At 55.7% G+C, this 25,324-nt stretch carries 17 protein-coding genes; 9 read left to right on the forward strand and 8 right to left on the reverse strand.

The features are described from left to right. Position 1 precedes the first annotated feature (1 nt). Positions 2-2,101 carry an elongation factor G gene (gene fusA, locus AC4LF3_RS20940; RefSeq protein ID WP_010799072.1) on the reverse strand — a complete coding sequence of 700 codons (2,100 nt, stop codon included), beginning with the start codon at positions 2,099-2,101 and terminating at the stop codon, positions 2-4. 280 nt (positions 2,102-2,381) lie between these two features. Here fusA and AC4LF3_RS20945 point away from each other — a divergent pair, with 280 nt between their 5' ends. Next, a complete protein-coding gene (locus AC4LF3_RS20945; RefSeq protein WP_491836618.1) occupies positions 2,382-3,104 on the forward strand; it encodes a pirin family protein in 723 nt (240 codons plus the stop codon). A 36-nt stretch (positions 3,105-3,140) separates the two neighbouring features. Here the strand turns inward: AC4LF3_RS20945 and AC4LF3_RS20950 are convergent, their stop codons facing one another. The 7 genes from AC4LF3_RS20950 to AC4LF3_RS20980 all read right to left on the reverse strand — a co-directional run bounded on the left by AC4LF3_RS20950 (position 3,141) and on the right by AC4LF3_RS20980 (position 17,091). Further along, positions 3,141-8,588: a trifunctional serine/threonine-protein kinase/ATP-binding protein/sensor histidine kinase gene (locus AC4LF3_RS20950; RefSeq protein WP_491836620.1), complete on the reverse strand. Its 5,448-nt coding sequence runs from the start codon at positions 8,586-8,588 to the stop codon at positions 3,141-3,143. A 12-nt stretch (positions 8,589-8,600) separates the two neighbouring features. After that, complete coding sequence (locus AC4LF3_RS20955; RefSeq protein ID WP_491836849.1) at positions 8,601-8,969, reverse strand: response regulator transcription factor; 369 nt, start codon at positions 8,967-8,969, stop codon at positions 8,601-8,603. Positions 8,970-9,021: 52 nt separating this feature from the next. Then, positions 9,022-9,675, reverse strand: a complete 654-nt coding sequence (locus tag AC4LF3_RS20960) for a response regulator transcription factor (protein ID WP_312271645.1) — start codon at positions 9,673-9,675, stop codon at positions 9,022-9,024. Positions 9,676-9,731: 56 nt separating this feature from the next. Further along, positions 9,732-11,102: an ATP-binding protein gene (locus tag AC4LF3_RS20965; protein WP_491836622.1), complete on the reverse strand. Its 1,371-nt coding sequence runs from the start codon at positions 11,100-11,102 to the stop codon at positions 9,732-9,734. 265 nt (positions 11,103-11,367) lie between these two features. Then, positions 11,368-12,795 (reverse strand): efflux transporter outer membrane subunit, encoded by a 1,428-nt coding sequence (locus tag AC4LF3_RS20970; protein ID WP_491836624.1) that lies wholly within the window; start codon positions 12,793-12,795, stop codon positions 11,368-11,370. Then, positions 12,788-15,910, reverse strand: a complete 3,123-nt coding sequence (locus AC4LF3_RS20975) for a multidrug efflux RND transporter permease subunit (RefSeq protein ID WP_491836625.1) — start codon at positions 15,908-15,910, stop codon at positions 12,788-12,790. The genes AC4LF3_RS20970 and AC4LF3_RS20975 overlap by 8 nt, the downstream gene beginning before the upstream one ends. Beyond that, positions 15,910-17,091: an efflux RND transporter periplasmic adaptor subunit gene (locus tag AC4LF3_RS20980; RefSeq protein ID WP_491836627.1), complete on the reverse strand. Its 1,182-nt coding sequence runs from the start codon at positions 17,089-17,091 to the stop codon at positions 15,910-15,912. The genes AC4LF3_RS20975 and AC4LF3_RS20980 overlap by 1 nt, the downstream gene beginning before the upstream one ends. Before the next feature lie 142 nt (positions 17,092-17,233). Here AC4LF3_RS20980 and AC4LF3_RS20985 point away from each other — a divergent pair, with 142 nt between their 5' ends. From AC4LF3_RS20985 to AC4LF3_RS21020, 8 genes are all read left to right on the forward strand, one after another. Then, on the forward strand, positions 17,234-17,935 hold the full coding sequence (locus tag AC4LF3_RS20985) for a response regulator (protein ID WP_122043728.1): 702 nt from the start codon (positions 17,234-17,236) through the stop codon (positions 17,933-17,935). A gap of 12 nt (positions 17,936-17,947) precedes the next feature. Further along, positions 17,948-19,252, forward strand: coding sequence for an ATP-binding protein (locus tag AC4LF3_RS20990; protein WP_491836628.1), 1,305 nt, complete (start codon positions 17,948-17,950; stop codon positions 19,250-19,252). A 15-nt stretch (positions 19,253-19,267) separates the two neighbouring features. Beyond that, a complete protein-coding gene (locus AC4LF3_RS20995; RefSeq protein WP_219652181.1) occupies positions 19,268-19,660 on the forward strand; it encodes a hypothetical protein in 393 nt (130 codons plus the stop codon). 806 nt (positions 19,661-20,466) lie between these two features. Then, positions 20,467-20,886 carry a DoxX family protein gene (locus AC4LF3_RS21000; RefSeq protein WP_491836630.1) on the forward strand — a complete coding sequence of 140 codons (420 nt, stop codon included), beginning with the start codon at positions 20,467-20,469 and terminating at the stop codon, positions 20,884-20,886. 68 nt (positions 20,887-20,954) lie between these two features. After that, on the forward strand, positions 20,955-21,818 hold the full coding sequence (locus tag AC4LF3_RS21005; protein WP_312271660.1) for a DedA family protein: 864 nt from the start codon (positions 20,955-20,957) through the stop codon (positions 21,816-21,818). After that, the gene (gene dkgB, locus AC4LF3_RS21010; protein WP_491836632.1) at positions 21,815-22,618 is read left to right on the forward strand and encodes a 2,5-didehydrogluconate reductase DkgB; all 804 of its coding nucleotides are present in this window, start codon (positions 21,815-21,817) and stop codon (positions 22,616-22,618) included. The genes AC4LF3_RS21005 and dkgB overlap by 4 nt, the downstream gene beginning before the upstream one ends. Before the next feature lie 81 nt (positions 22,619-22,699). After that, positions 22,700-23,611 (forward strand): LysR family transcriptional regulator, encoded by a 912-nt coding sequence (locus AC4LF3_RS21015; RefSeq protein WP_074825988.1) that lies wholly within the window; start codon positions 22,700-22,702, stop codon positions 23,609-23,611. 466 nt (positions 23,612-24,077) lie between these two features. Beyond that, positions 24,078-25,283: an MFS transporter gene (locus AC4LF3_RS21020; protein ID WP_407363776.1), complete on the forward strand. Its 1,206-nt coding sequence runs from the start codon at positions 24,078-24,080 to the stop codon at positions 25,281-25,283. Positions 25,284-25,324: the final 41 nt, after the last annotated feature.

Genomic DNA, 25,324 nt, shown 5'->3' on the forward strand with positions numbered 1-25,324 from the left:
CTTAAGATTTCTTAATCAACGCGTCGACAATATTTCTGGGTGCCTCTGCATAGCGTGAGAACTCCATCGAGTAGCTGGCACGACCTTGTGACATCGAACGTACATCAGTCGCATAGCCAAACATTTCGCCCAACGGAACCTCGGCCCGAACCACCTTGCCGGAAAGGGTATCTTCCATGCCTTGAATCAGGCCCCGCCGACGGTTGAGGTCTCCCATTACATCACCCATGTAGTCTTCAGGTGTCACCACCTCGACCTTCATGATTGGCTCGAGCAGTACCGCGCCCCCTTTCTGGGATAGCTGCTTGGTTGCCATCGAGGCGGCGATCTTGAATGCCATCTCGTTGGAGTCCACATCATGGTAAGAGCCGTCGAAGACCGTGGCCTTGAGACCTAGCAAGGGATACCCGGCGAGCACACCATTCTTCATCTGCTCTTCGATACCCTTTTGAATAGCCGGGATATATTCCTTGGGAATCACGCCACCCACGACCTCACTGGTAAACACCAGACCCTCCTCGCCTTCATCAATGGGTGCAAATCGAATCCAGCAATGACCGAACTGCCCACGACCACCCGACTGGCGAACAAACTTGCCTTCGATTTCGCAGGTATTGCGTATGGTCTCGCGATAGGCCACCTGAGGCTTACCAATATTCGCCTCAACGTTAAACTCACGCCGCATCCGGTCGATAAGGATATCGAGGTGCAGCTCGCCCATGCCTGAGATGATGGTCTGTCCGGTTTCCTCGTCGGTCTTGACGCGGAAAGAAGGGTCTTCCTGGGCCAGTTTGCCTAGGGCAATCCCCATCTTTTCCTGGTCAGCCTTGGTCTTAGGCTCAACCGCTACGGAGATAACCGGCTCGGGGAAATCCATACGCTCCAGGATGATCGGCTTTTCAACCGAACACAGAGTGTCGCCGGTCGTCACGTCCTTCATGCCGATCAAGGCTGCGATGTCGCCTGCGCGAACTTCTTTGATTTCTTCCCGCGTGTTGGCATGCATCTGCACCATACGGCCGACGCGCTCCTTCTTGCCTTTTACCGAGTTGAGTACCGAGTCACCTGATGAAAGCACGCCCGAATACACCCGCGCAAAAGTCAGGGTGCCCACGAAGGGATCCGTAGCGATCTTGAACGCCAGCGCCGAAAAAGGCTCGTTATCGTCGGCATGGCGCTCGTCAGTCCGCTCGGCGTCGTCAGGATGCACGCCTTTGATGGCGGGAATCTCGGTAGGTGACGGTAGGTAGTCGATGACCGCGTCGAGTACCAAGGGTACACCCTTGTTCTTGAAGGATGAGCCACATACAGCCGGAACGACTTCACCCGCCAGTGTCCTCAGCCGCAGACCCGTGCGGATTTCATCGTTGGTCAAGGGCTCCCCTTCCAGGTATTTGCTCATGAAGTCTTCATTGGCTTCGGCAGCAGCTTCGACCATGCGCTCGCGCCACTCCTCGGCCTCAGCCTGCAGCTCGGCAGGAATATCCTCTTCACGATAGGTCATCCCCTGATCATCATCATTCCAGTAGATGGCCTTCATCTTCAGCAGATCGATCTGGCCGACAAAGTTCTCTTCACGGCCAATCGGCAGCTGAATCGGAACCGGAGTATGACCCAGGCGTTTCTTGATCTGGTCAACGACGCGCAGGAAGTCCGCTCCCGCACGGTCCATCTTGTTCACATACGCAATACGAGGCACATGGTATTTGTCTGCCTGACGCCAGACCGTCTCGGATTGAGGTTCCACACCATCCGCGCCGCTGAACACCACGACCGCACCATCGAGTACCCGCAGCGAGCGCTCCACCTCAATGGTGAAGTCCACGTGCCCAGGCGTATCGATGATGTTGATCCGGTATTTGTCGAACTGCTTGGTCGAGCCAGACCAGAATGCAGTAGTCGCCGCGGACGTAATGGTGATGCCGCGCTCCTGCTCCTGCACCATCCAGTCCATGGTCGCGGCGCCGTCATGCACCTCGCCCATTTTATGGTTCACGCCAGTATAGAAAAGGATTCGCTCGGTTGTGGTGGTTTTACCAGCATCCACGTGAGCGACGATGCCGATGTTGCGATAGCGGTCGATAGAGGTCGTTCGGGCCATAGAAGATTCTCCTAGAAACCAGCAGGGTCAGCCGGCAGACAGGCGATACGGATATCCGCCCGGGTTGCAATAACAATAGACTGACTTACGAGGCTTGTATTGAACGTTTGTGCGTATCGCTAAAGGGAGCCTGTCTGATCGAGCAGACTCGTCTTACTGTCAACCAGATGGAGACTTTTTTACGCATTTCAAGTGATTTATCACCCCGCTTGATCGCTTTACTCTTGGTCGCATACCGATACAGGTAACAACATACTGTTGATTGACCAGGAGACCGAATATGTTAGCCCTTCGCAAAGCAACCGAACGTGGATTTGCCAACCATGGCTGGCTCAAGTCTTTCCACACCTTTTCCTTTGCCAATTACCGCAACCCACAAGAACAAGGGTTTTCGGATCTGTTGGTCATCAATGATGACCGTGTCGCTCAGGGGCAAGGGTTTGGCACTCATCCCCATCGGGACATGGAGATTTTCTCCTATGTACTGGAAGGTGCGCTTGAGCACAAGGATACCCTGGGTACAGGTTCCGTCATTCGTCCGGGCGACGTGCAGCTCATGAGCGCCGGAACGGGAGTCGCCCACAGTGAATACAACCACTCCCAGAATGATCCCGTACACTTTTTGCAGATCTGGATCGTGCCCAACGCTCGAGGTGCTGAGCCTCGCTACCAGCAAACGCACTTCAGTGCGGATAGCAAACGTGGCCAGTTGCGCCTGATTCTTTCACCTACAGGTGAGCAGGGCTCACTGGAAATTCGTCAGGATGCTCGTGTCTACGCCGGTTTGTTCGACGGTGAAGAGCAAGCGACTCTAACATTGGGATCAGATCGCTACGCCTATGTGCATGTCGCCCAGGGGCAGATCGAGCTCAATGGCCAACCGCTGGTGGAAGGCGACGGCGTGCGTGTACGCAACGAACAGGTGCTTACGCTGGCCAACGGTAAACAGGCCGAGGTCATCATTTTCGATCTGCGTCCCAACGAATTACCCATGATGCCATGACCGATAAGGGCCTCGACTACTCGAGGCCCTTTCAGGCTATGCCTGTCCCACTGCCGCTAACGGCAATGTAAACACAAACACGCTGCCGCGCTTACGGGCCGCATAGGCATGGATACTTCCGCCATGGGACTGAATAACGGAGCGACAGATCGCCAGCCCCATTCCCATGCCGCTGTTCTTGGTGGAAAAGAACGCGTCGAACAGCTGCCCGAGGTTCGTGTCAGGGATGCCTACGCCGGTATCTTCGATCGACACCACTACATATTCCGATCCCACCACGTTTGAACACACCTCCAGCCGACAGGGAGGCTGACTAGCCTGCAGCATGGCCTCGAGTGCATTGTTGACTAGGTTGAGTACCACTTGCTGCAACAGGATGCGGTCGCCGAGAACCCTAACACTACGCGCAGTCAGGCGGGAGGTAAGCATGACGTGCCGATGTTCGATTTCACTGGATATCAGCCGAAGCACCGTGGCGATCACCTCGTCGATAGGCAAGGGTTGCAGATCGGGAGTGGTCTGCTTGGTCAAAGACCTCAATGCATGCACGATGTCACCAGCCCGTTTACCCTCCTTGGCGATTTCTTCCAGGCTTTCCCGGGTTTCCGAAAGCTCAGGCAGAGGTCTGTCCAGCCAGCGAATGCCAGCACTGGCATTGGATACGATGGATGCCAGTGGCTGGTTGATTTCGTGCGCAATAGAGGCTGCCAGCTCACCCAGGATGGTTGCCTGCGCCGCTCGCGTCAGTTCGGCGCGAGCGTTACGCAGCTCCGATTCGGTCGCTCTGACTTCCGTAAGATCGATAACGGCCCCAATATAGGTTTCGCCATCCAGATGTCCCATGGTTTCCAGGCGCTTTTCCAGTCCTTGGGGTGTAGTGATCCTGATCTCATAGCGATACGGCCTCTTAGCGCGCACCGCCATGTCTACGTGGGCTTGAAACCCAGCCAGGTCATCGGGATGAATGAGGTTCCACAGCCCTACATAGCCGGGAGGCACATCGCCCTCTATAACACCAAACAGAGCATACATTTCTGAAGTCCATACCGCCTCGTCTGTAATGGGATTCCAGCGATAAATACCAATGTTACTGATCTGCTGTCCGAGTTTAAGAAAGCTTTCGCTTTCTCGAAGCGCCATTTCAACGGCTTGCCGACGCTGGTTTTCGGCTACCAACTCTTCGTAAAGACGAGCGGTTTGCAACGAAATGGCGGCCTGGGCCGCCAGCAACTCCAGGACCTGGGTTCGTTCCTGAGTGAAAACACCCGGCATCAGGCTGTTTTCGAGATACAGGGCACCTACCACCTCGCCCTGCTTGAGCAGCGGAAGGCATAACAGTGAACGTACCTCATGGTCTGCGAAATACGGGTCCCCCGAAAAGCGCGACGGTTGACGTGTATCGGTTAGCACAACCGGTTGCTTGCTCTTTATTGCAGTATTGAGAATCGAGAGAGGCAACCACTCGGGCTTTGCAGGTTCGTGTATCAAATCGATGGCTACTTCCTGATTCGGCTCAACCCAGCTGCTGGCCGCAACCATTGCCTGCTCGTGCTCCACAAAGAGCAGAACACCACGCTGGGCGCCTGCGTGGATCAGGGTATTCGTCATTAGCCGGGCAATCAGGTTGTCCAGCTCAAGCTCTTGTGACAACGCTTGGGAAGCCTTGAGTACCGAGATGAGATCCAGGCTTTCCTGGCCCTCGATTGGGGTGGCCGATTTGCCAGGTAGCAGTGACTCTGACCACGGATAACACTTTTCCAGGAGGGCGGCCTTTGCATGTGCGCCCCATGCCTGATAACACCGTTTCGCACTGTCCAGATGGCCTTGGCTGGCGACATGCAGGTCATGAACCAGACAATGCCTGGCTGCCAGCTCATGAGCCAGGGCCTGAATGGGCGTAAACCCATAACGCCCCGCCAGCATGGCAGCTTTTTCGTACAAGGTCAGAGCGTTGAGTCCGTCGCCCGCAATTCGAGCGCATTCGGCGTCAATCAGCGTTGCCTTGTCCTTGAAGACGTTGGGATTGATATCGGCCCATACTTTGAGCTGCTGTCGATGGGGCTCTATAGCAGCCAAGGTTTGCTCAAGCGGACATGCCCCGGCAAGTGCTGCGTAGGTCAGCGCCTGGAACACATGCAGATCAATCAGATGAATATGCGCCGGTACAGACCAGGACAACTGAGCGGCCTGTGCGAGCGCCGACTGGGCGTCAGCATAGTACCCAAAGTGATAGGCACTGATACCCTGCAGCAGGCCCCCCCAGAACAAGATTATTGTCGTCTCACTCTGAATACCGTCACGAGCCGGTGCACAAGGGTCGTATGCTATGCCGAGCTGCCGTATATATTGCTCAAAGTACTGTATGGCCAGCTGAACATCCCGAAAACCGATACGATCGGTAAAGGAGCGGGCAAGCTCAAGGTGCTCCTGAACCTCGGATAGCGGCTTGCCGGCAACCATGAGATCGAACACGATATGCATACAGGCATAGCTCGATATCGTCAGGTTACCTTCGGTATAGCTTACAGAACATGCTTGTCGCGCATAGTCCAGTGCGTATTCTATGGGCTGCGTCCAGACACTGACCTGATCCAGCGGCACCAACACAGCTGCACGCGCGTCATGAAAGCCATGTTGCTCCACGACACGCAACGCGGTTCTAGCCAGCTCATAGCCTTTGGCATATGAGCCATGGCGCTGCGCAATCAATACCCCTAACCAAGCCATGCCTTCTGCACCGGCGCCAGTCATGCCATGTTTGAGTGTAAAAAGCATCAGGTGGCACTGCTGCCGAAACGATAACTCAGAATCGACGACCGTTGCAGGTATGATCATGCTGGAAAGCAACCCTACAACAGGCCTCATCGCGTCGTTGGCCATCAGCGGCAAGTGCAGGACTGACTCAATGCCATGAGTGTCGAGCCAGCGATCAATCTCGTCCCATGGGGCACTCAGGCTGGCCAGGTCGATACCCAGCTCCTTTAATGCAATAACGGCGACGTCCACAGCACCCTGGTAGTCGGATTGCAGGCCGCGCAGCTCTACACCGATCTGATGAAACTCGGCTCGCTCGACAGGCGATGTCAGCTGAGCGAGGACCAGCTCCAACCGGTGGGGCACTACCTCCAGCTGCATGGACAGTAACAGGCATTGCAGGTATAGCAGATTCAGGGCGCGCCGCTGCTCGTCCATGGGCCGATGCATTGCATCCATCAAGGCTTCGGCCTGCTGCAGATACTCCAGCGCCGCGTGAGTAGCAGCCGCAGCCTTGGCACACCGCGCCGCATTCAGCAGTGCGGTAATAATCAGCGAATAATCAGCAGCCCGAAATGCGGCAATACCGGCCCGCAGAATCTGTGAGGCAATGGCGTAACGTGATTCGGGTTGGCCTGCAGTATCGATAAGGTCGATCAGATAACAGGCGACCCGGGCATGTTGCTTCAGACGCTGTGCTTCAGGTATCGAGCAATAAACCGCTTCCTGTATTCGATCATGGGAAAGCCGATAGCGGCCGTCCTGCTGATTGACCAGCGAAGCATTCAGCGCAGGTTGTAGCTGATGCTGTGCATCATTTGCAGACAAGCCATTCAAGCCTGCCAACGTGGCAAGCGGCGTATCGTTACCCATCAGGGCCAATGTCTGTAACAACGAGAGACAGTTGGAAGGCAACCGCTCAAGACGGCTAAGCATCAGATCGATAACGTTATCGGCGTAGTGATGCTGTTCGAGGTATCCCAGATTCCACTGCCAGTGCCCCTCTTTCTGCTCAAGGCGCTTTTCCTCAAGTAGATGGCGAATAAGCTGCTGCGTAAAGAACGGATTGCCACCGGTTTTGTCCTGCACCGCGCCAGCCAGTAAGTTGATGGAAACAGCACCGCTCTTGAGATAGTGCTCAATCAACTTGCCGGTTTCGTCCAGAGACAGAGGCCTTAGCGGCAGCGTGGTGAGGCTGGATAAAGAATGCGTCAACTGCTGCAGGAATGTTTGAAACTCACTCTGCAGACGCGCATCGTTCTCGCGGTATGCGCCAACGAACAGCAGGTTAGGAATATTTGCCCTGACCACGTGCAGGATAAACGTAAGCGTTGCCGTATCGAGCCACTGCAGATCGTCCAGAAACAGAATGAGCGGGCGTTTCGGTGAGGCAAATACCGCTAGCAATGCCACCAGTGCCTCGTTTAGCCGAGCGTGTAGCTCGTAGGAAGGCAAGCTGGGTGTATAGGTGACCGGGCCGGTGATCAGGTAAAGATCCGGGATAATACTCATCAACAGCCCGACCTGTTTGCCAAGCGCCTGGTCAATGCAATGCCGCCAAAGGGACAATTGCTCGTTACCCTCTCCCATTGCCCTTATCACCAGGCTGTTCAGTGCCTGAACCAGAGGTGAAAACGGCGTCTGCTTCAACTGGTCGAACTTACCTTCGATAAAACAGGCATCGTGGCTGCGCAAACCAGAGGCGAACTGCCTGACCAGCGCCGACTTGCCAGTGCCTGAAGTACCCTCTATCAGAATGAATTCGCATCCTTGCGAACGCCTGATACGATCAAGCGCTGCGGCCATATGGCCGATTTCCTGCTCCCGCCCAACAAAGGTATCGCGCATGTTGAGAATAGGAGTGATAGAGGGCGAAAAAGTAGAGCGTCCGGGTTGCCTCAACATCTTAAGGCAGCACTCCAGTTCCAGCGATAACGCCTTGGCTGTTTGATAACGTTCGGCGGGATTCTTCGCGATCAGGGTCAGGATGATCTGATCCAGTACAGGCGGAATGGTCGTGTCGAAATGACTGGGTGGTGCAGGTTGGCGGGCCAGATGGCTGTGGAACCACTCAACCGCATCGCTTCCCGAAAACGGTAACCTGCCTGTCAACCACTCATAAAATGTCATTCCAAGCGCATACAGGTCGCTGCGAACGTCTACGCAACCCTGCGCCCCGTGGAGCTGCTCGGGCGACATGTAGTCAATCGTACCCTGCAAGGCACTGCTGCGTGGAGCCTCGGCCTGCGACAGCGATATCGCGTTGCCAAATCCGGTCAGGCGTATTCCGCTGTCAGAAACCTGGACAAAGTGGTCTGGCTTGATGTCCTGATGCAGCAAACCTTGTGCATGCAGGCAAACCAGGGCGTGAGTTGCGGCAAGGGCCCTGACGATAAAGCATTCAATGCGATTGCCGTCGGGTGCAAGTGGCCCGACCGGTTGCCCGTGCTGATGATCGAGCAGGAGGGCCGGCCCCTGCTGCGTTGAGATATAGGCAACAGGTACCAGTGCCCACTCGGGTTGCAACACATGGCGTAGGGCGAACTCCCGCTCAAGCCTCTGACAGGCGCCCCTGTCGCTCCGTAGCGCAGCAGTGCAGGCAAGCCAGGTTTCACCTGTCAGCGGATCGCGGACACTGAAGCGGTGAGTCCTCCCGGCATCGAACGGCTGCCAGGAAAGCCGCTGCAACCAGGCCTTATCCAATGGCGCCTGCTGTACTTGACCACTCATACCCATAATCCGTCATATTTTTGTTTGGTCATACCGGGCCAACGCAACGCTGATCCGTTCCAGAAGCGTCAAGTCATCGAATGGCTTGTCAAGAAAACTGATAGCGCCTGCAGCGTAAGCGCATTGCTTGATCTGGTCATCGGCATGCGCCGACATACATACCACACTAATCTTTTTGCCTGTTACCAATAGCTTTTGCTGAACCTCCAGACCATGCAGGCCTTGCAAGCACATATCCAGCAGCACGCACCCTGCCGTATCCGCCGCGTCTGATTCGAGAAAGGCCTCGCCCGATGCGAAGCTGGCTGGGCGATAGCCTGCTGACTTGAGGAGGTTTCCCAGGCTCTTGCGTACCGAAGCATCATCATCGACGATGCAGATGACAGTCATAATAGCGTTCTCATGAGTGGCAAGTCTCGCCGCACCGGCAGGCTCACTGCTGGAGCCGTTCATAGATTTTCAACAGTTCGAGGGGCGTCCTTGCCTTCATTTTGGTGAGTACGTGTCGCTTGTGAACCTTCGCCGTGATTTCACTGATGTTCAGTGTCAGCGCAATCTGCTTGACCATGTGGCTGCTCAAAATCAGCTCGAGGACCTCTTTTTCCCGCGGTGTAAGGCTCTGGTAGCGCTGCCGCAGGGTTTCCGTCTCCAATCGGTAGGCCAAATGCTGGGCATCCAGTGTGAGGGCCTGAGCAACGACCCGTAGCAAATCGTCATCATTGAATGGCTTGGTGAGAAATTCATGCGCGCCAGCCTTCATCGCCCGTACGGACATCGGAATCGTGCCGAAGCCAGTAATGAAAATAATCGGCAACGTGAGCCCTCGCTGGTTCATTTCATCCTGTAGCGAAAACCCATCTCCCTGCGTCAGGTTGACATCCAGCAACAGGCAACACGGTTGTGGAGGGCGAGGCTGATTTAGAAACGGCTCGGGCTCTGAATAGGTTTCGCAACGAATGTCGTACGAGCGGAGCAGACGTGACAACGCCTGACAGATACTGGCCTCGTCATCAATGATATATACCACTGGCTCATAGCCCTGTGCCTTTAATGAGGCGATGGCTTCAAGGCAGAACGACTCGGTCATGCAGTAACTCTCTTCACAGGTATGAACACCTCCCTTCATAGCATGAACCATCCTGTTCATGAGCACAGTCTGAGCGAAGCGTCATGACCGGGATGCCCCTGATGCTGCAGATAACTGCGGGTCGCCCTCATCAGCCGATAATGGTGGAAAGGTCCGCAGGGAACAGTGAGTAACAGGGATTTGGTAATGAGCCCCATCATGCTGTTCATCAGCTGTCGATGAGAAAACCCCAGGCCGCTGGCAACTTCACAGACCGCATCAAGTGAAAACTGCCCTTCCAGGCGACTGATCATGAGTAATACGGTACGCTCTTCTACCCCCAGCAGCCGGTAGCTCCATTCGATACAGGCCGTCAGGCTTTGTTGACGACCAGGTGCCGTCCTCAGACTGGCATCGAGCATGTGTGGTCTGTCGATGAGCTCGTCGATCAAAATTTGCAATCCCAATGCTGAGGCGCGAATTGCAGCCATTTCCAGCGCCAGCGGCACCCCATCAACCAGACGGCCCACTTCGCCCAACAAGTCCAGACTGGCCTCATCAGTAACGAATGAGGGATCAAGCCCTGACAGTCGAAGGAGCAGTAGTTGGGTTGAGCTGCAGGCCAGTATGGTTTCAGGACTGGACTGGGCATCGGCCGTTTCAAGCGGTGGGATACGGATCGTATGCTCGTTGCGTATTCTCAATGGTTCGCGGCTGGTCACCAGAATCTTCAAGGCAAGCCCTGTCTCGAATAAAAGCTCACACAGCGAGGCCACGGCTTCTATCAGATGCTCGCAGTTATCGAGCACAATCAACAGCTCATCGTTTGCATACCGTTGCTTGAGCCGGTTCATGACCTGTTCGATGGAACCCGGCTCGATCTCCATGACCTTGGCCAGCTTTTCCAAGAGTCCATCAGGCGATTGTTCATCGCCAAACATAACTTGAAAAACCGTTCTGGTGTGCTCGTCTCGAATGGAGGCCGCAAGAGCTAATGCCACAGCCGTCTTGCCAATACCGCCACACCCTATGAGCGTTACCAGCATGTTGCGTGTCAGCGCATCGTAGATCTGTAGCAGAAGCTCGTCGCGCCCTACCAGGAGGTTGCCTGTTTCAACCTTCATCGGCACTGCCAGAGTCTGGGAAGCAGAAATTTTCTCATCCTGCTCAATGAGCAAATATCCCCTGCCTGGTATTGTTCGTATCAGGTCCTTGTTGCAACCAAGGGATTTGCGCAAGGCGGAGATGTGCACCTGGAGGTTGTTCTCTTCAACAACTGTTGAGGGCCATACGCGTTGCAGGATCTCGTCCTTGCTGACCACCTGCCCTCTTGCTTCCAGCAACAGCTCCAATATGTCGAATGCACGTGCCCCCAAGGGTTGAACTACGTCATTCCTCAAGACCCTTCTCTGTTGAAGAAATACCTGGGCTTGACCTAGTGTGATCATGAGCGTCACCCAATCCTTTTTATTGTTGGCAGGCTGCCTTCCTGAGCGGAAGGCTCTGGCAGGATGGATGCTATAACGGCGCACATCAGGACGGATATTATCTCTTGAGATAATAAGGGCGCACCGGCTGACCGCAGGGGCGAACTGCATGGTTGGGATCATGATCAATTCAGCCGATGGTCTGATCTATAAAAAAGGCGCCACGTAGGCGCCTGAGGGCATGTCTTCCATCCAAAGGAGCATCAGAAGACATGCATTACTTTGATTAAGGCCGGTCTCGGCTCCAACCTCCGCCAAGGCTCTTGAATAGATTGATCTGTGACAAGGCCAGCTGAAGCCTGGCGTCTATCAGGGTATTTTCAGCCTGATACAGCGTGCGCTGACTATCCAGTTGCGTCAGGTACTCATCGAGCCCCTGCTGATACCGTTGCTGTGCAAGGACAAGGCTTCTGGCAGCACTGTCACGAAGCCGCTCCTGGGCGTCGAGCTGACGCTGAAGTGGCTGACGCGCGACCAGCTCATCGGACACCTCTTTGAAAGCGGTCTGTATGGATTTTTCATATTCCGCCACACTGATCTCTTTGCGCAGCGTCGCGACCTCAAGCTGTGCGCGGTTACGACCGCCGGTGAAAATTGGCAGGTTGATCTGAGGCGTAAAACTCCATGAGCGATTACCGCCGTTGAACAGGTCTGAAAGTTCTGCGCTGCTAAAACCGGTATTGCCCGTGAGACTGATGCTTGGAAAGAACGCAGCGCGCGCAGCTCCGATAGTGGCGTAATTGGCTTTCAGCCGGGCTTCGGCAGCCTGTATATCCGGTCGGCGGGTCAGCAGTTCTGCCGGAAGCCCGGCGGGTAAGGGCTTGTCCAACCCTTGCCTTTCCAGCGAAAGGGCGGGCGGCAGATCATGAGGCAATGGCTGACCGAGCAGGAGGGCCATCGCATTATCCGCCTGTCCTATACTACGCTCCAATGCGGCAAGATCACTGGTAGTTGTCTCTAGCAGTGTCTGAGCCTGAGCGATATCCAGTTCAGAACCAATCCCATAGTCGAAACGTTGATGAATCAATTCCAGACTCTGCTGACGGCTCTCATAGGCCTGCCGGGTTACGGCCATTCTTTCGCTAAGGGCACGCTGGTTGGTATAAGCCGTAGCGATTTCAGAGATCAGTGATAGCTCAACCGAACGTCGCGTCTGCTGCAACGCCAGATATTCACCCAAGGCTGCATCTCGAAGATTGCGGACACGGCCAAAGAGGTCCACTTCGTACGTGCTCAGCCCTACCCCTACGGTATACAAGTTGGTGACTTGGCTTCCACTGCTTACGGCCTGAGCCGGTAGCCCACCGGTGTTTTCCAGCCCGAGCGCTGGGGAGCGCTGACGGGTTGCCGAGCCGCTTACGCTCACATTCGGCAACAGGTCCGCCCGCTGGATTCTGTATTGCGCCCGCGCCTCTTCAACGCGAAGCACTGCCATACGCAGGTCACGGTTCTGATTCAGCCCAATCTCGATAAGCCGACGCAGGCGCGGATCTGTAAACAATGCCTGCCAGTCCGGAACCGTTTCAGCTGGGTTCACCGGGGCTGATATTCCCGGATAGTCCGCTGGTATGGGTGCAGGGGGCCGCTCGTAGGTAGGCGCCAAAGAGCAGGCACCCAGCAGGCCGGCCAGTAGAAGAACAGACAACTTACTCATGGCGCTGCCCTCCTCTGGCTTGCGAGCGGGTAAGGCGAGAGACCCAATGCATGACGCTCACAAAAAATACCGGAACAAAGACAACCGCGAAGGTAGCAGTCAGCATGCCACCGATCACGCTTGTGCCAATGGCCTGTTGACTGGCGGAGCTGGCACCCGTCGCAATAGCCAGGGGAACCACACCTAGGATAAATGCAAGCGAGGTCATTACGATCGGACGCAGACGCAGACGTGCTGCCTCGACGGTGGCCTGGAATAGGCTATGGCCCTGGTCATGAAGACTCTTGGCAAACTCGATGATCAGAATCGCATTTTTTGCCGACAGTCCAATGATGGTGATGAGCCCAACCTTGAAGAACACATCGTTTGGCATGCCCCGCAGGACGACTGCCACTACGGCACCCAGGATGCCCAGTGGGACGACCAGCAGAACGGCTGTTGGAATCGACCAACTCTCGTAAAGCGCGGCCAGAACCAAAAAGACAATCAAAAAGGACAGTCCCAGCAACAAGGGAGCTTGTGCGCCGGAGGTCTTTTCCTGAAGCGAAAGCCCTGTCCATTCCAGACCAAACCCCTGAGGCAGCTGATCGACCATACGCTGGATTTCATCCATGGCTTCGCCTGTACTGTGCCCCGCCGAAGGCTCACCCGAAAGGCTGACCGCGGGATAGCCGTTGTAGCGGGTCAGCTGCGCCGGTCCCGTGGTCCACGTTACTTCGCAAAAGGCAGCCAGAGGCACCATCTTGCCGGACGCGTTACGCACCTCAAGCTTGAGGATATCCTCTGCCTGAAGGCGGGAATCGGCCTCGGCCTGAACAATGACCTGCTGCATGCGGCCCAGGTTGGGGAAATCATTCACGTAGGCCGAACCCATGGCAGTCGAAAGCAGGTTGCTGATATCGGCGAACGAGACACCCAGAGCGCTCGCCTGGAGCCGATCGACTTTGACCTCTACCTGTGGCGCTTCGGCCAGCGCGGTCTCTCGTACGTTTGCCAGTAGGGCGCTTTTTGCAGCGGCAGACAGCAATGTATCCCGCGCCTTCTGCAAAGCCTCGTATCCTTTTCCGCTTCTGTCCTGTAGACGTAGCTCAAAGCCGCTGGAAGTCCCAAGCCCTTCGATTGGCGGTGGGCTGAGCGAATAGGCAATGGCATCCTGCAGTCCGGCAAATGCCATATTGGCACGCTCGGCAATGGCGTCGGCCGAATCTTCGACACGGCGTTCGGCCCAATCCTTTAATGTGGTAAATGCCAGAGCTGCATTCTGCCCGCTGCCGGAAAAGCTGAAGCCCAGCACCATGGTGGTATTGGCTACGCCGGGTTCCGTAGCATTGTGCGCTTCGATCTGCCGTGCGATTTCAATCGTGCGGTTCTGGCTGGCTCCGGGCGGCAGCTGGATATCGGTAATGGTAAAGCCCTGATCCTCGATAGGCAGAAACGAAGACGGCAGGCGAGTAAAGAGCAGCATGAGCCCTGCAAGCAGCACACCGTAGACCAGCATGTAACGACCTGTACGGCGTATGGCATTGGCGACCCAACGCTGGTAGCCGTCCGCGGCATGATCAAACCGCTGGTTGAACCATCCAAAAAATCCTTTCTTCTCGTGATGCACACCGTGCGGTATCGGCTTGAGTAGCGTTGCGCACAGCGCAGGTGTCAAGCTCAGCGCCAGAAACGCCGACAATAGAATCGAAACCGCCATCGAGACAGAAAACTGCTGGTAAATGATTCCGACCGAGCCCGGCATGAATGCCATCGGGATGAACACCGCCGTCAGCACCAGCGTGATTCCGATAATCGCACCGGTAATTTCTGTCATGGCTTTTCGCGTGGCATCCCGAGGCGTCAGGCCTTCGCTCGCCATGATTCGTTCGACGTTCTCAACGACAACGATAGCGTCGTCCACCAGGATACCGATCGCCAATACCATGCCAAACATGGTGAGCACGTTGATGGAAAATCCTAGGGCCAACATGCAGGCAAATGTCCCCATCAAGGCCACAGGAACCACCAGTGCGGGTATCAGGGTATAACGGAGGTTTTGCAGAAACAGAAACATGACGGCAAAGACCAGCACCATGGCTTCGATCAAGGTATGAACCACCTTTTCGATCGAGACCTTGACGAACGGCGACGTATCGTAAGGAATGTCGTAGTTCACACCGGCCGGGAAGTAGTGTGACAGCTCTTCCATCTTGGCTTTGACCAAGGTAGCCGTGCTCATCGCATTACCGCCTGGCGCTAGCTGGATAGCCACAGCGGTGGTCGGCTTGCCATTGAGGCGAGTCCCGAACTGATAGCTTTGGCTATCCACTTCGACCCGTGCGACATCACCTACGGTAACCGTCGATCCGTCGGCGTTGGCTTTGAGTACGATGGCCGAGAATTCCTCAGGTGTAGACAGCTGCCCTTTCACCTGTACGGCTGCGGTAATTTCCTGCGTGCTGCGGGTAGGCAAGTCGCCGATACTACCGGCGGGCACTTGCACATTTTGATCGCTGATCGCCTGGCTAACATCGGCCGGTGTCAGGTTGAAAGCTACCAGTTTTTGCGGATCAATCCATATTCGCATGGCGCGCTCGGCACCAAACAGCTGGGCCTTGCCTACCCCTTCGATACGCTTGAGCTCATTAACGACGTTACGCGCCATGTAGTCGCTCAGACCAGTTTCATCCAGGCGTCCATCGGTAGACGTCAATGTGATCAGCATTAGAAACCCGGCCGAGACCTCTTCGATCTCCAGACCTTGCTGCGTAACCGCTCGAGGCAGTCTGGACTCGATCGTTTTCAAGCGGTTCTGTATATCGACCTTGCCCAGCTCCGGATCAGTACCTGGTTTAAACGTGACCGTAAGCGTCGCCATTCCCTGGCTGCTGCTGGAGGAGAAATAGAGCAGGTGATTGACCCCGTTAAGCTCCTGCTCGATCAGACTGACAACACTCTCATCCAGGGTCTGCGGCGTGGCGCCCGGGTAGGTTGCGGTAATCTCGATCTGGGGGGGCGCAACATTGGGATACTGCGCCACCGGAAGATTGGGAATGGCCAGCACACCTGCCAGCAGAATGAACAGGGCGACGACCCAGGCAAATACCGGGCGCCTGATAAAGAAGTCTGGCATTATCGGGCTTCCTTGTCGGCAGGTGCATCGGTTGTAATTCCTGCCTCTTCTGCCTGGACAGACATCCCCGGCCTGACGTATTGCAGGCCTGCAACGATTACGCGGTCACCTTCATGCAGTCCTTCGTCGATGATCCAGCGATCATTCTGGGCACCGCCAAGACGGACCGTCCGTTCCTCAACCTGATTCTGAGCGTTGACCAGCAAAACATTAGCCTGCCCTGCCGAGTCGCGCTGAACGGCCCGCTGCGGAACACTGATACCTCGCTCGTTCCTGGCCTGCTCAAGACGCACTCGAACAAAGCTGCCGGGCAGCAAGTCAGCCTGCGGATTGGGAAACTGGCTACGCAGGGTGATCTGCCCTGTGCTTTGATCCACTGTAAGGTCCGAGAACAAGAGTTTTCCGGCTATTGGGTACGCTGTACCGTCATCCTGTACGAGCGTTACGGCGGCCTGATCCTCCCCTACGGTTTGTAACTGCCCTTCCCGCAGCGCACGGCGCAACGCGTTGATCTGTCGGGTGGATTGAGTCACATCGGCATAAATAGGCTCGAGCTGCTGAATAATAGCCAGAGGCGTGGCGCTATCCTGCCCTACCAACGCGCCTTCCGTGACCAATGCCTTGCCGATGCGCCCGGAAATGGGTGCTGTGACGGTGGCATACCCCAGATTGAGCCGGGCACGTTTGAGCGTGGCCTGTGCAGCGGACACTTCGGCTTCTGCCTGCAAAAAGGCAGCATGCGCATTTTCGAAGTCCTGCTGGCTGACGGCGTGAGTCTTGATCAATGCAGAATAACGCTCGGCCTGCAAATGGGCCTGATAGCGATTGGCCTGGGCTTTTTTCAGGCCTGCCACGGCGCTGTCGACGTCCGCCTGCAGCGGCGCGGGGTCAATCCGAAACAATACGTCGCCTTGCTTGACTTGCCTTCCCTCACGGTAAACCCGTTGCAGCAGAACGCCTGCTACGCGGGCTCTGACTTCCGCCACACGGGGCGCTACCAAACGGCCATTGAGTTCAGTCACCAAGCTGAGCGGCTGAGGTTTGATCGTCTCGACGGTGACAGACGTATCGGGTGCTTGCTGTGCAGAGGGCGCTGGGCGGTCACATCCTGTCAGCGCTAGTAACATCAGTAGGCAAAGGGGACGTAGGGAAAACTTAACGGGCGGCATCATGGTGTGCATCCTTCAGGAAGAGCGCCATGCTAAAAGCCCTGCCCTGTCGGCTTTGTAAAAGCTTGTAGGGCATTTGTGAAAAAGTGTAATGACCGCTACAGAAGCTGTCGGGTTTGTTTATGCTCTTTCAAACCCTTCAGCGTGTCCTGCTATGCCTACCATCCTGCTGGTCGAAGACGATACCGCCCTGGCTGAACTGATTGCCACCTACCTGACACGTCATGCCTTCGCGGTTTCCATACTGTCCCGGGGCGACGAGGTTCAAGCGCATGTCCGAAAAAGATACCCGGATCTGGTCATCCTGGATCTTATGCTGCCGGGGCTTGATGGCTTGCAGGTGTGCCGCCAGCTCCGCGCAGATCATGCCGGCCTTCCTATTCTCATGCTCACCGCTCGCGATGATAGTCATGATCAAGTGGTCGGTCTCGAGTTGGGGGCGGATGACTACGTCACCAAACCCTGTGAACCGCGGGTGCTATTGGCCAGGATTCGTACGCTGCTCCGGCGCAGCCAGCCGGAAACAGTTCGCAAGGACGCTTCGCGTGTCACCTTTGGTCGTCTGGAAATCGACTTAACCGAACGGGTTGTTCAGTGGCGGGACCAGCCGATCGAGCTGTCATCAGGCGAATTCGATCTTCTGGTGGCCCTGGCTCGTCATGCCGGTGAAGTACAGAGTCGAGATCAGCTCTTGCAACAGGTACGCGGTATCGAGTTTAACGGTATCGATCGCTCCATTGATGTCGCCATCTCGAAGTTGCGCCGCAAATTCGAAGATACCTCTGGCGAAGCACGCAAGATCAAAACAGTTTGGGGCAAGGGCTATCTCTTCAGCCGCTCCGAGTGGGAAGACTAGGATGCACCGGTCATGCTGAAGGTTCTGATCCGTTTATACCTGGTGGTGCTGATTACCTTCAGCCTCGCCAACTATGTAGTGCCCGAACTTGTCGTTTCATTATCCAAAGATCGTTACGTTGCGTGGAATCTGGATCAGTTCAGAGGTCAGATGGCCTTGATCCAGCAACAATTCCTGGAGCGCCCCAAAACAGAATGGGATCAGTTGGAAAGGGAACTCAAGACCTCTTTTGCACCGCTTGAGGTCAGTCTTCGAGAAATGGCAAACGCTCAGTTGAGCCCGGATGAACGCGAACAACTTGAACAGGGGCTCATGGTCATACACCTCGGTGAGTATGGCCTGCCTGATACAGTCCTGGCTCCGCTGGACAATGAGCATTTCATAGAAGAGTCCAGTCCCCCCCTTCCGCTGGATATCAATCTGCTGTTCTGGGCCATGAACGTCCTGACAGGCGCAGCGCTTCTGGCCTGCCTGCTGCTCTGGCTACGTCCTCATTGGCGGGACCTGGAATCGCTGAGGCGTACCGCCTCGGCATTGGGCAGGGGAAACCTGTCTGCCCGAACTCACCTCTCCTCACGGTCCAACATTGCCGAGCTGGGCCATGTATTCGACTCGATGGCCACCGATATCGAGCGCCTGCTCAACCAGCAGCAGGAGCTGCTTAATGCGGTATCCCATGAACTTCGTACTCCGCTTTCCCGGCTCGACTTCGGCCTGGCCCTGGCGTTGTCCGAAGATATTCCAGAAGCCTCTCGTACCCGCCTACTGGACATGACCCGTCACGTTCGCGAGCTGGACGAACTGGTACTGGAGCTGTTGTCTTACAGTCGGCTGCACAGCGTGGCCGCTCAGTTGGAGCGGGTCGAACTCGATCTGGGTGAGTTTATCGATAGCATCGTTGGAGGGTTCGCTGAAGAACTGGAGCAGCGTGGAATCCTCTTGGAGGTGGACATGGCGATAGAGAAACAGCGAGTAAGTCTGGAGCCTCGTCTGACAGCCAGAGCATTACAGAACCTGATCCGAAATGCCATTCGTTACTGTAACCACCGCATCCGCCTGAGCGTAAGTGTTTTGGATCAGGATCGTTATCAGATCACAGTTGAAGATGACGGCATTGGCATCCCGGAGGCAGAGCATGAAAAGATCTTCGAGCCCTTTTACCGGCTCGACCGCAGCCGCGACCGTACAACAGGCGGCTTCGGGCTTGGCCTTGCCATCAGCCGCAGAGCGATCGAGACTCAAAACGGGACATTAGCTGCAAACACCTCACCCTTGGGCGGCGCACGCTTCCGCCTGGACATGCCCTTTCATACATAGCAACCGAGAGGCTCTATGTTTTTTTCTCTACTGGCCGCCACCTTTGTCGTTGCATTCATCACTTCCGCCACAGTCGTCGTCTTGTTCAACCATTCGACCCAGGCTGTCCTGGCCCGAATTATCAAGGATGACGTCAGTAGCGCCTGGCATCGATACATCACGTTCGCCAGCTTTGTGGTAGGTATTTCAGGTGGCGTGCGAATCTACGACCTTGAGCGCTATATCAGCGCGCCGACTACGGATGCTCAGGTACTGGTGCTTAATTCAGAACGCTGGACGCTCGAGATCTATCGCTCGTTGATCGAGACATTACAAAGTATCGCCTGGATGTATCTTGTCGTGTTTGTCGTTGCGTTGATTGCCTTTGTGATTGTTCGCGGAATCGAGGCCCGACATTCAAGATCCTGATGATGCCAATTCCACAACTAGCGTTTTGGAGGCATGCAAAGGTTATTAGGCTTATTGTGCTTGCGGATAGATAACTACATTCGCCCACCGCGCATGCCCAGTGACAACAGTAAAAATCCGTGGAAGGTCTGAACCGGATATGCGGCTCGGGTAGGCCAGATCCTTAACCAGCGATGGATACCGTTACCTGGGTCCTACGGTAAGAAACCGAGCCAAGCGTGGCGATAACGACAGAGGTCATGGTGCTACTCCTGCTCATTTACCGAATGTAAGGCTAACTCACGAACCAACGCGTCACGCTTGGCATGATGAAAGGCGCCGATGCAAAGGTAATCAGCAGGTTACTCCCAATAAAGCCACCCAATATGCGAACCTCAAAATAAGGTGGCATAGATGTGGAATGTGCATGAATAACGTACGGTTTAAGGGATCAATCAGGCCGTTTCCGGGGGCAGCAATGGCGGTTGGCATGGTAGCTCTCCAGCTGCAATAAATGTACGACAACTTTTGTCGAAGTGCGCCGCGGGAGCTTGAACGGTTGTGCTGTGTTTGGAACGTATGTGCTATTGATTGCGCTTTTTTAGGCCGTTCCTCTGCTTTCAAGTGCGCCTATCACTGTATTACTTCATTGACCGAGGTCAGGCAGCTCTATTTAAGAAGCAGCTTTCGGGTTTATTGTCCACCAAAATGTGACTATCTTTCGTTTTTCACCTAGTTACTCATTTAAACGGGCGACATTAAGCTTTCTTCCATACCCGCTTCGGCACCTCGGCGAAGCCCTTGAACCCTTAATGGAAGAACTGAACATGACTACCCTAAACTCCTCTCAAGCCTTTACCGCCACTGTTGGACGTCTGCTGCTAGGTGCTCTGTTTCTGTTCAGCGGTATCGGCAAGTTGGCAGCGCCTGCGGCAACCATGGGCTACATCGGGGCCTCCGGCATGCCCTTTCCACTCCTGGCCTACCTGGGTGCAATCGGCGTTGAGATAGGTTTGGCCAGCCTGTTGCTGGTGGGGTACAGAACACGCTGGGTGGCAGCCATCATGGCGGGCTTCACCATCCTGACGGCTGTGGTCTTTCACAACAATCTTGCCGACCAGAACCAGCTGATCCACTTCCTCAAGAACATCGCAATCGCCGGTGGCCTGTTGCAGATCGTTGCATTCGGCGGCGGCGCCCTCAGCCTGGACGGTGTTCGCTCCAAGCGCCGCCTCGCCCTCGTCTGATCTGAACCTACGGTACGCCCCCAGCGGGCGTACTACCTTGCCCTGCACGATCAAAGAGACTCGCTGCCATGTCGTCCGTGATGAACGCCTTGCTGACTGGAAATGCCGTGTTGCTGTTCGTGAATGTCTTCGCCGAGCAGTTGGGCGCGCCGTTACCTTCCTATCCACTTCTGGTCGCTTCTGGCGCCTCTGCCGACGCTCCCATGAGGCTGGTCGAGTTTCTGTTTCTCGCTTCGCTGGCTTGTGTTCTGGCAGATCTCGCCTGGTACTGGGCAGGGCGCCATCATGGCGAGCGCATTCTCACATGGTTAGCAAAACTACCCTTCTCTCACCGCAAGAACGCCGGTACCTGCTCGGCTCGCTTCACCGAACGGGGTGCACGGTGGTTGCTGGTGTCCAAATTCGTACCCGGCATGGGAGCAGTCGCCACATTGATGGCAGGCGCGCAAAGAATGTCGCTGGCTCAATTTCTCGTGTACGACACCCTAGGTTCAATACTGTGGGCCGGTTCCGCACTCCTGTTGGGGCATACCTTTCAGACTTCGGTGTTTCTGGCGCTGGACATGGTTCAGGAATACCTGTTTACCGGTCTGGCTGCTGCTGGGCTGCTGCTTGCTGCAACCCTGCTGGCGGCGCATCGTCTAAAACGCCATACCATCCGGCGTCAGACAAGACATTTCAATCAGCAAACAATCAGTCATCGTTCGCAGCCGGCTAATCAGCTTTTTGCAGAACACCCAGTCGAGGCGTCTTTAGCCCACCCATCCAGCGTTACAGCCTTGCCGTCTTTACAACGGTTCAATCGGTCTCCTTATTCACCTGCGTGTCGTAGCGCACAGCTACCTGTGGCTCAGCGGATGTCGTGCACCACTCATGCTGACGCCTGGAATGAAGGGTCTGCTACCCGCGGCGCCCTGCCGGAGGCCTCATGACGCTGCCCGCAGTGAGTCTAGCGACGTCTCACCTAGCGCCAACGGCTGTCACGCGATGCGTGAGGATGGCATTGGACGTAGGTTATCGCGCCATCGATATTGCGCAGGTCGACGGGCATGAGGTGGCTATCGCCAGCGCCATTACCCAAAGCGACGTCATACGGGAACAGCTGTTTCTAACGCTCAAGCTCTGGGTCGACAACTTAAGCCGTGATCGCTTGATCCCGGGCTTGCGCGAAAGCCTGAGCCGCTTGAAAACCGACTATATAGACCTGGCGCTGATCCATTGGCCTTCGCCGAAGGGCCTGGTTCCTCTCGCCGAGTATATGACGGCTCTTCGCGAGGCGAAGGACGCAGGGCTAGTCCGATCCATTGGGGTAGCCAACTTCACGCGCGCCCTGATGCGGCAGGCCATAGCGGCGATTGGCGCTGAGTCTATTGCTACCAATCAGATCGAGTTGAACCCCTATCAGGCTAATCGTGGGCCTGTTGATCTGATGCAGCGACACGGAATTGCCGTTACAGCCTATTCTCCGCTAGCAAAAGGCAAGGTGTTAACAGACCCGGTTGTTCTGGAGATTGCACACCGCATGGCCATCACTCCGGCACAAGTCGCCCTGGCCTGGACACTGCAGCAAGGTCATTCCGCCGTGGTTACCGCGACGCGCAAGGAGCATCTGGTAGAAAATTTTGCCGCTCACGGCATCATCCTGGCGGCCAAGGATATGGCTGCCTTGTCCGGCCTTGACAGAGGACTGCGTCAGACCAACCCGCCAGGCCTTGCACCGGCCTGGGATTGATATCAGCCTATCGAGCCCCTTCTGTTCCAAGGCGGGTGCTTTATGATGCCCGTCTCTCAGTTACGTTTATGGAAACCTGCAATGGACAAGTTCCTGGCGCTGCGCTGGTTCGTAGAGACTGTCGATACGAAAGGCTTTTCGGCCGCAGCGCGATCGCTGAACGTTGCTACCTCCTCCGTTACACGCCTAATGGATGCACTCGAGCAGGAGTTGGGAACGACATTGCTGAACCGGTCCACGCGTCAAGTCACCGTAACTGAGGCAGGCTCACTCTATTACATCAAGGCCAGACAGCTTCTGGAAGATCTGGAGTTAGCCGATGCCCAGGTTCACGACCAGGGTACTGAGCCTGCCGGGCCGCTCAGGGTCACCGCCCCTACGGCGTTTGGCCGAGCTTATCTTGCCCCTTTCCTGGCTACCTTTCTGGCACGCTATCCCAAGGTAGATTTGGAACTGGAGCTGACGGACACGCTTGTAGACCTCTTTGCCGACCGGGTCGATGTGGCCATACGGCTTGGTTCACCTGGCGCCCATGATGAGCTGATATGCCGTTCGCTCGGTTACTTTCAGCGTTACGTAGTTGCCAGTCCTGTATATCTCTCACGGCGCGGGTGTCCCGATCAGCCAGAAGACCTGACTCGTCATGACTGTCTGCGCTTCAGCTTTAGCAAAACCCCACAGACATGGACATTCGTCAAACAAGGCGAAACCCGTCGGGTAGCTATCAAAGGACGCCTACGCAGTAATAATGCCGAAGTCCTGCATGAGGTCGCGCTGGCAGATGGTGGCATTACCCTACTGGCCGACTGGCTGGTACAGGCCGATATCGAGAGCGGCCGACTGACTCGACTGTTCCCGGATCATGACGTCAATCCGAATCAGGCCAGTGCCGCCATTTCGGCGCTGTATCTGCCCAATCGGCGCGGCTCAAGGCGGGTCAGTGCCTTTATCGAATTCTGCGAGGAACGTCTTTCCAGCCTGCGTATCAGCTAGCCATTGCCCCTGGCGCAACGCTGCGTTGCTCTGCAGTCCGATTCTCTTACTCTGCCCTACTCTTTAACGTATGCCTCATTGAAGATGATGAACGAGGCACCCGTCATGCATTCAAATGACCAGAACATCACCCAGGCTGCTTTCTGTTCCAGGTTTGGGACCGGTAGTAGTCGTGCGGATACAGGCAATCGGGTAGTGCCTTGCGTGGAGTCCATTTGCAACAACCGCACATCCGCACCAGACGCGAAGATAAGAAAAGAGCGTTATCACTTCCGACTTAACAGCTCATCGGAACTACCTGAAACGCAACCTTATAGATCATCAGCCCTACAGGCTGACCCCCGAGAAACTTGATCGTATATCCCGCTCGCATCGAATAAGCGGGTCCTGCTTCATTCTGCCCGTCGCTTTTCTTGAAAAGACCTTGAACCGAATTGAATAACCGTTGCCTTGCCAGGAGATCCTAATGAGTACTGCATCGATGATCGAACATGAGCATTTCCCTACGACTCTCTCAAAAGGGCTGGTATTACTTTTTGCCTTTTGCTGTGGCGCCATTGTTGCCAATCTCTATTACTCACAGCCCATCATCGAACTGATCGCTCCCGCCGTCGGGCTTAGCGAGCACGATGCCAGCCTGATCGTCTCGCTGACCCAAATCGGATATGCCCTGGGGCTGCTTCTGCTGGTTCCGCTGGCCGATCTCCTGGAAAATCGTCGTCTGATGGTTATCACGGTTCTCGCCTCGGCTGTCATGCTGATGGCGGCGGGCCTTACGACCCAGCCCAGCGTCTTTCTAGTGGTCTCGCTGCTAATTGGTGTCAGCTCGGTAGCCGTACAGATACTGATTCCGCTGGCAGCCCATCTTGCTCCCGAACAGTCACGTGGGCGCATTGTGGGCACCATCATGAGCGGACTGCTGCTGGGTATCCTGCTGGCACGTCCGGCCTCTAGCCTGATAGCCGATCACTTCGGCTGGCGTACCGTGTTTTTTATCAGCGCGTTGATCATGTTGGCGATTGCCGGCGTGGTCTTGAAAGTGGTTCCCGCACGTCAACCGTCCCACCAGGCACACTATGGCCAGCTCCTGTTGTCACTGGTTCACCTCTTCACCCGTGAACCCGTACTACGCCAGCGCTCGCTGTATCAGGGGTTAATGTTTGCCGCCTTCAGCCTCTTCTGGACGGCCGCGCCCCTTGAGTTGATCCGCCATTACGGTCTGTCGCAAACCCAGATTGCCGTCTTTGCTCTGGTAGGTGCTGTCGGCGCAGTGTCTGCACCGATTGCAGGCCGCCTTGCCGATGCAGGCCATACCCATCGTGCCTCGGCAGTTGCCATGCTGCTTGCCGCCCTGAGTTTTCTACCAGCGCTGGTTCATTCACCTTATGGGGTCGTCAGCTTGGCAATAACCGGCATCCTGCTCGACTTTGCCGTGCAGATGAACATGGTTCTGGGTCAGCGTGCCGTCTATATGCTCGATGCCAAGAGCCGCGCCCGTTTGAACGGCCTGTACATGACCAGCATCTTTATTGGAGGTGCCACAGGGTCGGCGATAGCCAGCACTGTTTATGAACGAGGCGGCTGGCCAGCTATCGTTCTGGTGGGCAGTAGCCTGCCGCTGCTGGCCCTGTTGTTCTTCGGCATTGGTCGCTTACGAGGCGCCAACACATGATTAAGCTTTGACACCGAGGCGGTCTTTTCAGACCGCCTTTT

The sequence above is a fragment of the Pseudomonas sp. C2.3V genome, assembly GCF_058536325.1.